Origin of the sequence: Polynucleobacter sp. MG-5-Ahmo-C2, from assembly GCF_018687735.1 — a bacterium.
In the GTDB taxonomy this organism is placed as follows: Bacteria; Pseudomonadota; Gammaproteobacteria; order Burkholderiales; family Burkholderiaceae; genus Polynucleobacter.
In genome coordinates, this window is sequence record NZ_CP061304.1 from 962,686 (window position 1) to 975,922 (window position 13,237).

Annotated in this window: 13 protein-coding genes and 1 tRNA gene; all 14 read right to left on the reverse strand. The window is 45.4% G+C overall.

Annotated elements, in window-relative coordinates; genetic code table 11:
• Positions 1-8: 8 nt before the first annotated feature.
• Entirely contained in the window at positions 9-1,475 is a 1,467-nt protein-coding gene (locus C2740_RS05005) for an NADH-quinone oxidoreductase subunit M (protein ID WP_215291986.1), read from the reverse strand.
• Between the two features lie 24 nt (positions 1,476-1,499).
• On the reverse strand, positions 1,500-3,557 hold the full coding sequence (nuoL, locus tag C2740_RS05010; protein WP_215291987.1) for an NADH-quinone oxidoreductase subunit L: 2,058 nt from the start codon (positions 3,555-3,557) through the stop codon (positions 1,500-1,502).
• 2 nt (positions 3,558-3,559) lie between these two features.
• Positions 3,560-3,868, reverse strand: a complete 309-nt coding sequence (nuoK, locus tag C2740_RS05015; protein WP_215291988.1) for an NADH-quinone oxidoreductase subunit NuoK — start codon at positions 3,866-3,868, stop codon at positions 3,560-3,562.
• Positions 3,865-4,512 (reverse strand): NADH-quinone oxidoreductase subunit J, encoded by a 648-nt coding sequence (locus tag C2740_RS05020; protein ID WP_215291989.1) that lies wholly within the window; start codon positions 4,510-4,512, stop codon positions 3,865-3,867. The genes nuoK and C2740_RS05020 overlap by 4 nt, the downstream gene beginning before the upstream one ends.
• Before the next feature lie 21 nt (positions 4,513-4,533).
• Entirely contained in the window at positions 4,534-5,025 is a 492-nt protein-coding gene (gene nuoI / locus C2740_RS05025) for an NADH-quinone oxidoreductase subunit NuoI (protein ID WP_215291990.1), read from the reverse strand.
• Between the two features lie 11 nt (positions 5,026-5,036).
• Entirely contained in the window at positions 5,037-6,110 is a 1,074-nt protein-coding gene (gene nuoH / locus C2740_RS05030) for an NADH-quinone oxidoreductase subunit NuoH (RefSeq protein ID WP_215291991.1), read from the reverse strand.
• A gap of 8 nt (positions 6,111-6,118) precedes the next feature.
• On the reverse strand, positions 6,119-8,434 hold the full coding sequence (gene nuoG / locus C2740_RS05035; RefSeq protein WP_215294324.1) for an NADH-quinone oxidoreductase subunit NuoG: 2,316 nt from the start codon (positions 8,432-8,434) through the stop codon (positions 6,119-6,121).
• A 31-nt stretch (positions 8,435-8,465) separates the two neighbouring features.
• Entirely contained in the window at positions 8,466-9,764 is a 1,299-nt protein-coding gene (nuoF, locus tag C2740_RS05040; protein WP_215291992.1) for an NADH-quinone oxidoreductase subunit NuoF, read from the reverse strand.
• Entirely contained in the window at positions 9,761-10,267 is a 507-nt protein-coding gene (gene nuoE / locus C2740_RS05045; RefSeq protein WP_215291993.1) for an NADH-quinone oxidoreductase subunit NuoE, read from the reverse strand. The genes nuoF and nuoE overlap by 4 nt, the downstream gene beginning before the upstream one ends.
• 23 nt (positions 10,268-10,290) lie before the next feature.
• Positions 10,291-11,544: an NADH-quinone oxidoreductase subunit D gene (locus tag C2740_RS05050; protein WP_215291994.1), complete on the reverse strand. Its 1,254-nt coding sequence runs from the start codon at positions 11,542-11,544 to the stop codon at positions 10,291-10,293.
• Between the two features lie 3 nt (positions 11,545-11,547).
• A complete protein-coding gene (locus tag C2740_RS05055; RefSeq protein ID WP_215291995.1) occupies positions 11,548-12,147 on the reverse strand; it encodes an NADH-quinone oxidoreductase subunit C in 600 nt (199 codons plus the stop codon).
• A gap of 3 nt (positions 12,148-12,150) precedes the next feature.
• Entirely contained in the window at positions 12,151-12,633 is a 483-nt protein-coding gene (locus C2740_RS05060; RefSeq protein WP_011902891.1) for an NADH-quinone oxidoreductase subunit B family protein, read from the reverse strand.
• 5 nt (positions 12,634-12,638) lie between these two features.
• Positions 12,639-12,998 (reverse strand): NADH-quinone oxidoreductase subunit A, encoded by a 360-nt coding sequence (locus C2740_RS05065; RefSeq protein WP_011902892.1) that lies wholly within the window; start codon positions 12,996-12,998, stop codon positions 12,639-12,641.
• 106 nt (positions 12,999-13,104) lie between these two features.
• Positions 13,105-13,189 (reverse strand) — tRNA-Leu (locus tag C2740_RS05070).
• Between the last annotated feature and the right edge of the window lie 48 nt (positions 13,190-13,237).

Genomic DNA, 13,237 nt, shown 5'->3' on the forward strand with positions numbered 1-13,237 from the left:
GCTTTTACTCAGAGTTTGCTCACAGCAACATGCTGTAGCAGATTAATCACGGCAGGATGAATGATGTCTGTAAATGGTTTTGGATAAACACCCATACCAATCACACAGATCGTTAATACAGTCATCATGAAATATTCTCGGGCATTGAGGTCTTTTAATGCCTCAACATGAGCGTTGGCGATGGCGCCAAAGAAAACACGTTTGACCATCCACAACGAATACGCTGCACCAAGAATCAAAGCAGTTGCAGCCAAGATACCAATCAAAAAGTCATAATCCACGGCTGCCAAGATGACCATGAACTCACCAACAAATCCTGAGGTAGCTGGTAGACCACAGTTCGCCATTGCCATCAATACCGCAAACGCAGTAAACGCAGGCATGCGATGCACTACACCACCGTAATCCGCAATCTGACGAGTATGCATGCGGTCATAGAGCACACCAATCGACAGGAACATGGCGCCAGCTACAAAGCCATGTGAAATCATTTGCACAATTCCGCCCTCAATGCCTAATGGGCTAAAAAGGAAGAAACCTAGTGTAACGAAGCCCATGTGGGCAACAGATGAATACGCTACAAGTTTTTTCATATCCTTTTGGACTAAGGCCACTGCACCAACATAAATGACCGCCACTAAAGACAAGAAGATTACAAACGGGCCAAGATATTGGCTTGCATCTGGAGCAATCGGCAAGGAGAAGCGTAGGAAGCCATAAGCACCTAGCTTCAACATAATCGCTGCCAAGACAACGGAGCCACCAGTAGGCGCCTCCACGTGAACGTCTGGTAACCAAGTGTGTAATGGCCACATTGGTACCTTCACAGCAAATGCCATGAAGAAAGCGAAGAACAATAAAATTTGCTCAACGATATCAAGACGGGCATTTTGCCAGACCAAGATATCAAAGCTATTGGTGACGTTGTACAAATAAAGCATGGCGACCAAAGTGAGTAGTGAGCCAAGCAAGGTGTACAAGAAGAATTTAAATGCAGCATAAATGCGGTTGTGTCCGCCCCATACGCCAATGATGATGTACATCGGAATCAAAGTTGCTTCAAAGAAGACATAGAACAATAAAGCATCAAGCGCACAAAATACGCCAATCATTAAGCCTGAAAGGATCATGAAAGAGGCCATGTACTGCGATACCTTGGTATCAATTACTTCCCATGCTGCAATCACCACAAAAATATTAATGAATGCAGTGAGTACGATGAACCAAACTGAGATACCGTCGATACCGAGGTAATAGTTAATGTCGTAACGTGGAATCCAACTGAGCTTCTCAACAAACTGCATGCCTGGATTGGCAATATCAAATTGAATGATGAGAGGTAGTGTTGCAATGAAACCGATGATTGAGCCGATCAGGGCTAACCAGCGGACTCCCGCTGAAGGTTTCTCAGACCCATAGAACAAAATAATGAGTCCAAAAACAATCGGGGTCCAGATGGCGTAAGAAAGAATCATGATGGCTACTTAAGTAACAAAGGCCTAGCGAACAAAAGGCAGGTAAGCATACAAAACCCAAGCTAACAATAACGCTAAGCCTGCAATCATTGCAAAGGCATAGTGATAAAGATAACCGGATTGCAAATGGCGAATTACGCCGGCAAAACGCCCTACTATGTGGGCGCTGCCATTAACAAAGAAGCCGTCAATCACCTTCTGGTCACCACGGTGCCATAAGAAACTACCGATCCAAATCAGGCCTTTGGCAAATACTGCTTGATTCAAATCATCGAGATAGTATTTGTTATCAAATAATTTTTTAATTGGAGCGAAAGCTTCTGCAAACTTGGCCGGCAGCTTTGGAGCCCAAAGATAGCCAATTGCGGCAGTCAATACACCAAGCACAACCAATAAAAGTACTGGTGATGTAAATGCATGGATTGCCATAGCTATAGGGCCATGGAACTCATCTTCGAGTTCTTTCATGATCGGATGACGCACTACATCAATAAAGATGGAGTCACCGAAATATGTGCCGAATAAGAGAGGAGTAATGGTGTAGAAACCGATAATCACAGAAGGGATCGCCAAGAGAATCAAGGGTATGGTTACCACCGCTGGGGATTCATGTGGCTTTTCGCCTGGTGCTAAACCATGATGAGCGTGGTCGTCACCCTGTTCTGCGTGAGCATGGTGATCATGTGCGTGCGAATCTGCGTGACCCCAACGGGCTTTACCGTGAAATACCCAAAAGTACAAACGGAATGAATACAACGCTGTGACGAAGACGCTAGCCATCACCGCAAAGTAAGCAAAACCTGAGCCTGGAATATGGCTAGCGGCAACCGCTTCAATAATAGAATCTTTGGAATAGAAACCCGAAAAGAACGGTGTTCCGATTAGGGCCAAATTACCCAGCAACATCATGAGGCAAGTAAGTGGCATATATTTCCAAAGTCCGCCCATCTTCCGCATATCTTGTTCATGGTGCATACCCAAAATCACGCTACCAGCGGCAAGGAACAGCAGCGCCTTAAAGAATGCATGAGTCATTAAATGGAAGATCGCTACTGGATAAGCTGATACACCAAGCGCTACCGTCATATAACCTAATTGAGACAGAGTCGAATAAGCAACTACACGTTTGATATCGTTTTGCACGATACCTAAGAATCCCATAAATAGGGCTGTAATTGAACCGATTACCAGGATGAAACTCAGAGCAACATCAGAAAGTTCAAATAATGGGGACATGCGTGACACCATGAAGATGCCTGCGGTAACCATTGTTGCCGCGTGAATCAATGCAGAAATTGGGGTTGGGCCTTCCATGGAGTCTGGCAGCCAAACATGCAATGGGAATTGTGCTGATTTGCCCATCGCACCAATAAATAAGCAGATGCAAACTACGGTGACTAAGTTCCAGCTAGTACCTGGCAATGTCTGTGCCGCTAAAGCCGTATTTTGAGAAAAGATCACATCGTATTGCATAGAGCCTGTGCTAGCCAGTAACAAGCCAATCCCTAAAATGAATCCGAAATCACCAACTCGGTTTACCAGGAAGGCCTTCATATTGGCAAACACAGCAGATTGGCGTTCAAAGTAGAAACCAATTAAGAGGTATGAGACCACACCCACCGCTTCCCAGCCAAAGAAGAGTTGCAAGAGATTATTACTCATTACCAGCATCAGCATGGCGAAGGTAAATAAAGAAATATAGGAGAAGAAACGGTTATAGCCCTCTTCACCGCGCATATAACCAATGGTATAGATATGAACCATGAGAGACACAAAGGTCACCACGCACATCATGGTAGCTGTCAATGGATCAATTAAGAAACCAATATCCAGGTTTAATTCGCCTAACTGCATCCAGCGATATACAGTCCCGTTGAAATAGAAACCATCCATTACCTGGGCCAATACATTGCAAGACAAAGCAAATGCAATTGCCACACCCAAGATGGTGACGAATTGGCAAGCGCCATGACCAATGCGATTACCGCCTAATTTGGTACCAAAGAAGCCAGCAATCATGGAGCCAAACAATGGCGCCAAAGGAATGGCACAGAGAACGGGAATGTTTAAGGTCAATTGCATGACTAGCCTTTTAGGTGGTCAAGATCTTCGGCATTAATGGTGTCAACCTTACGGAAGAGCACAACCAAGATTGCCAAACCGATAGCTGCCTCTGCAGCTGCCACAGTCAAAATAAAGAATACGAATACTTGACCTGCCATATCACCCAAGTAATGAGAGAAGGCAACAAAGTTCATATTGACAGCAAGTAACATCAGTTCAATTGCCATCAAGAGCACAATGACGTTCTTACGATTCAAGAAAATACCAATCACGCTGGTTGCAAATAGGATTGCACCAAGTACTAAGTAGTGAGCTAGGGTGATATTCATTTCTTCTCCCCTCTAGTATCTTGCTTTGCAGCAATATCGGAGTCCATTTTGACAACACGCATCCGGTCAGCGGCAACCACATTCACTTGCTCATGGATGTTTTGCGATTTGGAATCTTTGCGATTACGCAAGGTCAGAGCAACAGCAGCAATAATGGCAACCAATAAAATCACGCCAGCCACTTCAAAGGCATAAACATAATCAACGAAAATTAATCTACCTAAAGCCAAAGTATTGTTAGCGGCAACCTCTTCTGGCATTGGCTGCACAGGCGCATTGGTGCCGATAAAGCTGCGTATGATCACAATTGATAACTCTAGGACAATCACAGCACCCATCAAGAAAGCCACTGGTAAGAATTTTCTAAAATCGCGGCGTAAATGTTCTAAATCAAGATCCAACATCATGACGACGAAGAGGAACAGAACCATCACAGCGCCAACATAAACCAAGATAAGTGCCAAGCTTAAAAATTCAGCCTTCAGCAGCATCCAAAGGCCAGAAGCGCAGAAAAAAGATAAGACTAGAAACAATGCGGCATGCACAGGGTTACGAGCGGTAATCACCCGAATCGCAGAAATCACCAATAGGCCTGCAAATCCGTAAAAAAAGATAGCAAATAAAGTGGCTGGATCAAATGTCATAGTGATGTGTGCTCTATCCGATTAGCGGTAAGGTGCATCGATTGCACGATTGGCTGCAATATCAGTTTCATACTGATCACCTACAGCTAAAAGCATATCTTTTGTGAAGTAAAGGTCACCACGCTTATCGCCAAAGTATTCAAAAATATTGGTTTCTACAATTGCATCAACAGGACAAGCCTCTTCACAGAAACCGCAGAAAATACATTTAGTTAAATCGATGTCATAGCGGGTTGTGCGACGGGTTCCGTCATCGCGCTGGGCTGTTTCAATGGTAATTGCATAAGCAGGACATACGGCTTCACACAATTTACAGCCAATACAACGCTCTTCACCATTTTCATAGCGACGTAAGGCATGCAACCCGCGAAAACGTGGTGAAAGCGGAGTCTTCTCTTCTGGGTATTGAATAGTGATTTTTGGCTTGAAGAGATAGCGACCAGTAATAGACATACCAGTCAAGATATCTTTGAGCATCAAGCTATCGAGGAATTGGGAAATTTTCTTAAACATGATTGATCAACTTATTTCCAAATATTCCATGGAGAAACAACCCATGCGCCAACAACAACCACCCAAAATACTGAGATGGGGATAAAAATCTTCCAGCCCAAGCGCATGATTTGATCGTAGCGATAGCGCGGTAAAGTCGCGCGCAACCAAATAACGCAAGACAAGAGGAAGAAGGTTTTGCCAAATAACCAAAAGAAACCAGGAATATCACGCAAGATAGGCAAATCCAGAATCGGCAACCAACCGCCTAAAAACATAATTGAAGCTACTGCTGCAATCAAGATCATATTGGCATATTCAGCCAGGAAGAACATCGCAAAAGACATTCCTGAATACTCAACCATATGCCCGGCAACAATTTCAGACTCCCCTTCAACCACATCAAATGGGTGTCGGTTGGTTTCTGCAACACCAGAAATGAAGTAAATCAAGAACATTGGCAGCAATGGCAACCAGTTCCAGGATAGGAAATTCAATCCCATACTTGCAAATAGGCCCTGCTCTTGGGACGCAACAATCGCACTCAGATTTAAAGAGCCAGAAGTCAGCAATACAGTGACCAAAGCAAATCCCATCGCAATCTCATAAGAGATCATCTGCGCTGATGCACGCATTGCGCCTAAGAATGGATATTTTGAATTAGAGGACCAACCAGCAAGAATGACGCCGTAAACACCAATTGATGAAATCGCCATAATGTAAAGCAGGCCAGCATTCACATCTGCAAGAACCATTTTGGCCTGGAAAGGAACTACCGCCCATGCTGCAAACGCAGGCATGATCACCATAATTGGTGCAATAAAGTACAGAACCTTTGAAGCCTGAGCAGGAGCAATAATCTCCTTCATCAGGAGTTTCAATGCATCGGCAATCGGCTGCAACAAACCTAATGGACCAACACGATTTGGTCCAAGACGAATATGCATCCAGCCAATTAACTTTCTCTCCCAGAGGGTTAAATAGGCTACACAAGCAAACATGGGTAATACGATGATCACAATGCGTACTAATGCCCAAACCAGTGGCCATAGAGAACCAAAGAAAGCTTCTCCCTGAGTGGTGATGAGGTTCAAGAAATTATCCATCTCTTACCTTATATCTTGCTAACAGTAATAGGACCAAACATCGATCCCAATTTCGCGCTAGCCATGGTGCCAGCAGATATTCTGACGGCACCAGGTGCTAGATTCGCCTCTAATGTTGCTGGCATATCCACAGAATGATTACCTTGAGTGACGCGTACTGCATCACCCTCGTTCAAACCCAGTTCTGCAAATAACTTTTGACTTAAACCGGCCTGATTGCCACGTTTTGCATCGCGCGTTAATTGCAATGCAGTTGAACGACGCACAATTGAGTCGCCAGCATAAATATTCACGTCAGCTAAGCGCTCAAGACAATTAGATGGTGCAAGGTTGCCATTCACAATAGAGTAACTTGTGGCTTTATTGTTTAAAAGAGTGCAATAGTTTTCTCTGAGAGCCTCACCTAAAACCTCTTCAGGCAAGTTGAATAAGAAACCATCCAGATTTAAGAGGCTACCAAGTGCACGCAAGACTTTCCATGCTGGACGGGAGTCGCCCAAAGGCTTCACTGAAGGCTGTACCGTTTGCGCTCTACCTTCAGCATTCACAAAGGTTGAAACTGTTTCAGTAAATGGTGTGATCGGCAAAATGACATCCGCTACCTCCAGCAAATCAGAATTCTTGTAAGCACTCAGTGCAATCACTGTATTGGCTTTAGCTAGGGCTGCTCGCGCCTTGGCGGGATCAGGTAAATCAGCATCCGGCTCGATGTTCATCAAGAAGACAGCACGGCGATCACCAGACAGAACGCTTTCGACCCCGGCACCATTTGCATTGACTAATGCAGCGCCGACAGCATTACCACCCACAGGTAAGAAACCGAGAGTAGCACCAGTTTGTTCAGCAATAAATTGCGCCATGACATGCAAATCTGAGGAATGTTGATGTGCAATTGCGGCTGATCCTAGGAGCACGGCTTTGCTTGAGCCAGAAATTAAGCTATCAGCAATCTTCTGTGCTGCTGGGGAAACTGGCAAATTAGCAGTACCTCCAGGAGCGGAAACCGATTTTGCATTTGCTACGGCTAGAGCGACTTCACTCAAGGCATTTAGCCAAATACTTGGTTCAGTAGAAATACCGCCGCTTGGAATGAGCCAATCATCGCCACCAGCATCAATACGCATCACTTGTAAGCTACGCTTAGCAGCAGTCCGAATACGCGCTGAAATAACAGGTTGGTCCTTACGCAAGAAGCTGCCGATGATGAGAACGCGATCTAGTTCGCTTAACTTGGTAATTGGCATACCTAGCCAAGGCGCACTTGCGGCAGCCTTGACGTCTATTTGCCGTAAACGTGTTTCAACTTGATGGGAACCCAAACCGCGAACTAATTTTTGCAAGAGGTGTAGCTCTTCTATGCTGGATATTGGATGAGCTAAAGCGCCAATTGACTCCCCACCATTTTCAGCAGCAATTGTTTTCAATGAATGGGCTACGTAATCCAATGCGGATTGCCAGTCTGTTTCTAGCCACTGACCACCCTGCTTCACCATTGGTGTAGTAACGCGGTCGGCGCTATTCAAACCTTCATATGAAAAGCGATCACGGTCGCTAATCCAGCATTCATTAATCGCTTCGTTCTCCAAAGCAACAACACGCATTACTTTATTAGCCTTGGTTTGCACGGTGGTGTTAGCACCCAAGCTATCGTGTGGACTGACAGAACGCTTACGACCTAATTCCCAGGTACGGGCCTCGTAACGGAATGGCTTACTTGTTAATGCACCCACAGGACAAATATCAATCATGTTCCCAGATAGCTCTGAATCCACTGTTTGCCCAACAAAAGTAGTAATTTCTGAATGCTCGCCACGATTGATCATGCCTAGCTCCATCACGCCAGCAACTTCTTGGCCAAAACGGACGCAACGGGTGCAATGAATGCAGCGGGTCATCTCTTGCATAGAGATTAATGGGCCAACATTCTTGTGGAATACAACACGCTTCTCTTCGTTGTAGCGTGAGTTTGACTTACCGTAACCAACAGCCAAGTCTTGCAATTGACACTCACCACCCTGGTCACAAATTGGGCAATCCAATGGGTGATTAATGAGCAAAAATTCCATCACTGAGCGTTGTGCCTCTACTGCTTTAGCAGAATGGGTAAACACCTTCATACCCTGAGTAACAGGAGTAGCGCAAGCAGGCAATGGCTTTGGCGCCTTCTCAACTTCCACCAAGCACATACGGCAGTTAGCAGCGATAGATAATTTCTTGTGATAGCAGAAATGAGGAACGTAGGTGCCGAGCTTATTCGCAGCGTGCATCACCATCGAACCTTGCGGAACTTCTACCGTCTTACCATCTAATTCGATTTCTACCATGCTCACTTTAAGATGTCCCGTGCTCAATAACTTATAAAGGTTGCGCAGAATCTAAGCAGCGCTTATGTTCTACGTGATATGCAAATTCATCCATGTAATGCTTCAACATCCCACGTACTGGCATTGCAGCAGCATCACCCAAGGCACAAATCGTACGTCCTTGAATATTTGCCGCTACGTCATTGAGTAAATCTAAATCCTCAGGACGTCCTTGACCATGTTCAATGCGATGCACAATACGATATAACCAGCCGGTACCTTCACGGCATGGGGTGCACTGACCACATGACTCTTCGTGATAGAAGTAAGACAAACGCTCTAATGCACGAACCATGCAACGCGTTTCATTCATCACGATCACAGCCCCAGATCCCAACATAGAGCCTGCCTTGGCAATGCTATCGTAATCCATGGTCAGATCCATCATCTGCGCACCAGGAACTACTGGCGCAGATGAACCACCGGGAATAACCGCCTTCAAGGACTTGCCATCACGCATACCGCCGGCGAGTTTTAATAACTCAGCAAATGGCGTGCCCAATGGGATCTCATAATTACCAGGATGAACTACATCACCAGAAACAGAGAAAATCTTGGTTCCGCCGTTGTTCGGCTTACCGAGCTCTAAATAAGCTTGACCACCGATAGCCAAGATGAAGGGCACAGCAGCGAATGTTTCGGTGTTATTGATGGTTGTCGGCTTGCCATACAAACCAAAACTAGCTGGAAATGGGGGCTTAAAGCGCGGTTGGCCTTTTTTGCCCTCTAAAGATTCCAACAATGCAGTTTCTTCACCGCAAATATATGCGCCCCAACCTGGCGAAGCATGCAATTGGAAGGAGAAATCACTCCCCAGAATCTTGTCACCCAGGTAACCAGCAGCACGCGCTTCTTCTAAAGCCTCTTCAAAGCGTGAATACACTTCCCATATTTCACCATGGATATAGTTATATCCAGTGGTGATGCCCATGGTGTATGCGCCAATAATCATGCCTTCAATCAGCGCATGTGGGTTGTAACGCATGATGTCGCGGTCTTTGAAAGTACCGGGCTCACCTTCATCACTATTACAAACTAAATATTTTTGTCCCGGGAACTGACGCGGCATAAAGCTCCACTTCAATCCTGTTGGGAAGCCTGCACCACCTCGCCCACGAAGCGATGAAGCCTTTAATTCAGCGATGATGGCATCAGGCGCTACTTTGTCATCAATTAAACGACGGAGCTGTTGATAGCCACCGCGACTTTCATAATCTTTTAAACGCCAGTTATTGCCATTTAATCCAGCGAGGATCAAAGGTTTAATGTGGCGATCGTGCAAGCTGGTCATGCCACTTTCCCTTCTGCACGGAGTTCACTTAAGACTGAATCAATTTTTTCTTTGCTCATAAAGCTACACATACGCTTGTCATTCACAAGCATCACTGGTGAATCACCACAAGCGCCCATGCACTCACCCTCTTTCAGAGTAAAGGTGCCGCACGGGGTTGTTTCATTAAAGCCAATACCCAGAGTTTCTTTTAAGTAGTTTGCTGCGGTCTCACCATGCGTCAATTGGCAAGGCAAGTTAGTACAAATCACTAACTTATACTTACCAATCTGTTTGGTGTTGTACATATTGTAGAAAGTGGCCACTTCTTCTACTGCAATGGTTGGCATTTCTAGAATTTGAGCAACGGTTGCAATCACTTCGGGCGATACCCAACCTACTTCGGACTGAGCGGCAATTAAAGAAGCCATCACGGCAGATTGCTTTTGCTCAGCAGGATATTTTGCAACGTTGCGGGCAATATCTGCCAGCGTTTTATCGGATAGTTGAAGAGTTGTTGTCATTAAATAATCCTTGGCGCGCCTAATTAGCGGTCAATCTCCCCGAACACGATATCTTGCGTGCCAATAATAGTCACTGCGTCAGCTAACATATGACCACGTGACATTTCATCCATTGCTGAAAGATGCACAAATCCCGGTGCACGAATCTTCATGCGATATGGCTTATTAGCACCATCAGAAATTAAGTAAATACCAAACTCACCCTTTGGATGCTCAACAGCAGAATAAGCCTCACCATCGGGAACGTGTATACCTTCGGTAAAGAGTTTGAAGTGGTGAATCAATTCTTCCATATTGGTTTTCATGTCCACACGCTTGGGCGGAGAAACCTTGTGGTTATCACTCATTACAGGACCCGGATTCGCTTTTAGCCAAGCCACGCATTGCTGAATAATTCGATTGGATTGACGCATTTCTTCCATGCGGACCAAATAGCGATCATAGGAATCGCCATTCACGCCAACCGGAATATCAAAGTCAAGGCGGTCATAGACTTCGTACGGCTGCTTCCTGCGCAAATCCCACTCGATTCCAGAGCCGCGCAACATTGGTCCAGTAAAACCTAGTTGCAATGCACGCTCAGGAGTCACGATACCGATATTTACTAGACGCTGTTTCCAAATACGGTTATCAGTTAATAAATTGCAATATTCATCTACGTTCGCATCAAAGCCATTTGCAAACTGCTCAATGAAATCCAGCAAAGAACCACTGCGATTTTCATTCAAGCGCTTAACCGCCGATGTACTGCGAATCTTGGACTTACTAAATTGAGCCATTTGATCTGGCAAGTCACGATAAACGCCGCCTGGACGATAGTAGGCAGCATGCATACGAGCGCCTGAAACGGCTTCGTACATATCAAAAATATCTTCACGGTCGCGGAATGCATACAAGAACACTGCCATTGCACCAACGTCCAGACCATGACAGCCAATCCAGAGTAAGTGGTTAAGCAAGCGAGTCAACTCGTCATACATCACACGAATATATTGAGCACGAAGTGGAACTTCCACTTGCAACAGCTTTTCAATGGCCATCACATAAGCATGCTCATTGGACATCATTGAGACGTAATCCAAGCGATCCATATAGGGAACGTTTTGAATCCAAGTTCGAGTCTCAGCTAACTTTTCTGTAGCGCGGTGCAATAAACCAATATGCGGATCAGCACGCTGAATCACTTCACCATCAAGTTCAAGCACTAGGCGTAACACGCCGTGCGCCGCAGGATGCTGAGGGCCAAAATTGAGGGTGTAGTTCTTAATTTTTGTCATGACTTAAACCGGGCCTCCGTACTGCTCTTCGCGCACAATACGTGGGGTAATCTCTCGAGCCTCAATCGTCACCGGCTGATACACAACGCGCTTTAACTCTGGGTCATAACGCATTTCTACATTGCCACTGATAGGAAAATCTTTTCTAAATGGATGTCCAATGAAGCCATAGTCAGTCAAGATGCGACGTAAGTCATCATGACCTTCAAATAAGATGCCGTAGAGATCAAATGCTTCGCGCTCAAACCAGTTAGCCGAGTTCCATACTGGGGTAATTGAAGCTACCAAAGGATAACCGTCATCAGATGCAAAAACACGTAGACGCAAACGCCAATTGTGTTGCAATGACAACAAGTGACTCACAACAGCAAAACGCTGACCGCTCCAGGCACCATCACGAAAGTCTTGGTAATCAACGCCACACAAATCAATCAATTGCTCAAATGCGAGCGATGGGTCATCACGCAATAGCATGGCAGATTCAAAATAAGTATCTGCATTCACAACCACCGTTACTTCACCTAAGGCAATTTGAACAGATTGAATACGCTTACCAAGAACCTTCTCGAGGTTAGCTGCTAATTGGACTAAACGATATGACATGGCTTATGCCTTCCGCGCGATCGTGCTGGTACGCGCAATCTTGGATTGCAACTGAATAATTCCATAAATCAAGGCTTCTGCGGTTGGAGGACAGCCAGGAACATAAATATCAACTGGCACGATACGGTCACAACCGCGCACTACTGAATAGGAGTTATGGTAATAACCACCACCATTGGCACAAGAACCCATCGAGATAACCCAACGTGGCTCTGGCATTTGGTCGTAAACCTTACGAAGTGCTGGCGCCATCTTGTTACACAAGGTGCCGGCAACAATCATTAAGTCAGATTGGCGCGGAGATGGACGAAACACAACGCCAAAACGGTCTAAGTCGTATCGGGATGCGCCTGCATGCATCATCTCGACCGCACAGCAAGCCAGACCAAAGGTCATCGGCCATAAAGATCCATTGCGCGTCCAGTTAATCAACTGATCCGCAGTAGTGGTAACAAATCCTTCTTTGAGAACGCCTTCTAATGCCATATCTATCACTCCCAGTCGAGAGCGCCCTTTTTCCAGATATACACAAATCCCACAATGAATTCCAAAAGGAAGATCACCATAGAGGCGTAGCCAAACCAGCCAATATCACGTAGAGCAACACCCCATGGAAATAGGAATGCAGTTTCTAGGTCAAACAGAATAAAAAGAATGGCAATCAGGTAGTAACGCACGTCGAACTTCATACGCGCATCTTCGAAAGCTTCAAAACCACACTCATATGGAGAAAGTTTTTCAGCATCAGGCTTCGAAGGAGCCAGAATTTTTCCGAGGAACATGGGGACTAATCCCACCCCAATACCTACGAGGATAAAAAGCAGAACAGGAAAGTAATTAGCAAGATTCAAAATGGTCCTGAGTCGTTCGTCTGGTGATTCTTACAGCTATGAATTGTCAATTATTCCACTACAAATACTCTTGATATAAAGCAAAAACCCTACAAATTCTACATATTGGTGCCGACGGCGAGACTCGAACTCGCACAGCCTAAGCCACTACCCCCTCAAGATAGCGTGTCTACCAATTTCACCACGTCGGCATCTTGCAAAACTCGTCAATTCTACTGCATTGCACCACTAAACCACCC

Bases quoted from the DNA above. Each gene is read 5' to 3' on its own strand.
- nuoE (WP_215291993.1), bottom strand. From the start codon at position 10,267: ATGACAACAACTCTTCAACTATCCGATAAAACGCTGGCAGATATTGCC.
- C2740_RS05055 (WP_215291995.1), bottom strand. From the start codon at position 12,147: ATGTCATATCGTTTAGTCCAATTAGCAGCTAACCTCGAGAAGGTTCTT.
- C2740_RS05050 (WP_215291994.1), bottom strand. From the start codon at position 11,544: ATGACAAAAATTAAGAACTACACCCTCAATTTTGGCCCTCAGCATCCT.
- nuoL (WP_215291987.1), bottom strand. From the start codon at position 3,557: ATGCAATTGACCTTAAACATTCCCGTTCTCTGTGCCATTCCTTTGGCG.
- nuoK (WP_215291988.1), bottom strand. From the start codon at position 3,868: ATGAATATCACCCTAGCTCACTACTTAGTACTTGGTGCAATCCTATTT.
- nuoH (WP_215291991.1), bottom strand. From the start codon at position 6,110: ATGGATAATTTCTTGAACCTCATCACCACTCAGGGAGAAGCTTTCTTT.
- C2740_RS05020 (WP_215291989.1), bottom strand. From the start codon at position 4,512: ATGACATTTGATCCAGCCACTTTATTTGCTATCTTTTTTTACGGATTT.
- C2740_RS05005 (WP_215291986.1), bottom strand. From the start codon at position 1,475: ATGATTCTTTCTTACGCCATCTGGACCCCGATTGTTTTTGGACTCATT.
- nuoG (WP_215294324.1), bottom strand. From the start codon at position 8,434: ATGGTAGAAATCGAATTAGATGGTAAGACGGTAGAAGTTCCGCAAGGT.
- nuoI (WP_215291990.1), bottom strand. From the start codon at position 5,025: ATGTTTAAGAAAATTTCCCAATTCCTCGATAGCTTGATGCTCAAAGAT.
- C2740_RS05060 (WP_011902891.1), bottom strand. From the start codon at position 12,633: ATGGCATTAGAAGGCGTTCTCAAAGAAGGATTTGTTACCACTACTGCG.
- nuoF (WP_215291992.1), bottom strand. From the start codon at position 9,764: ATGACCAGCTTGCACGATCGCCACATTAAACCTTTGATCCTCGCTGGA.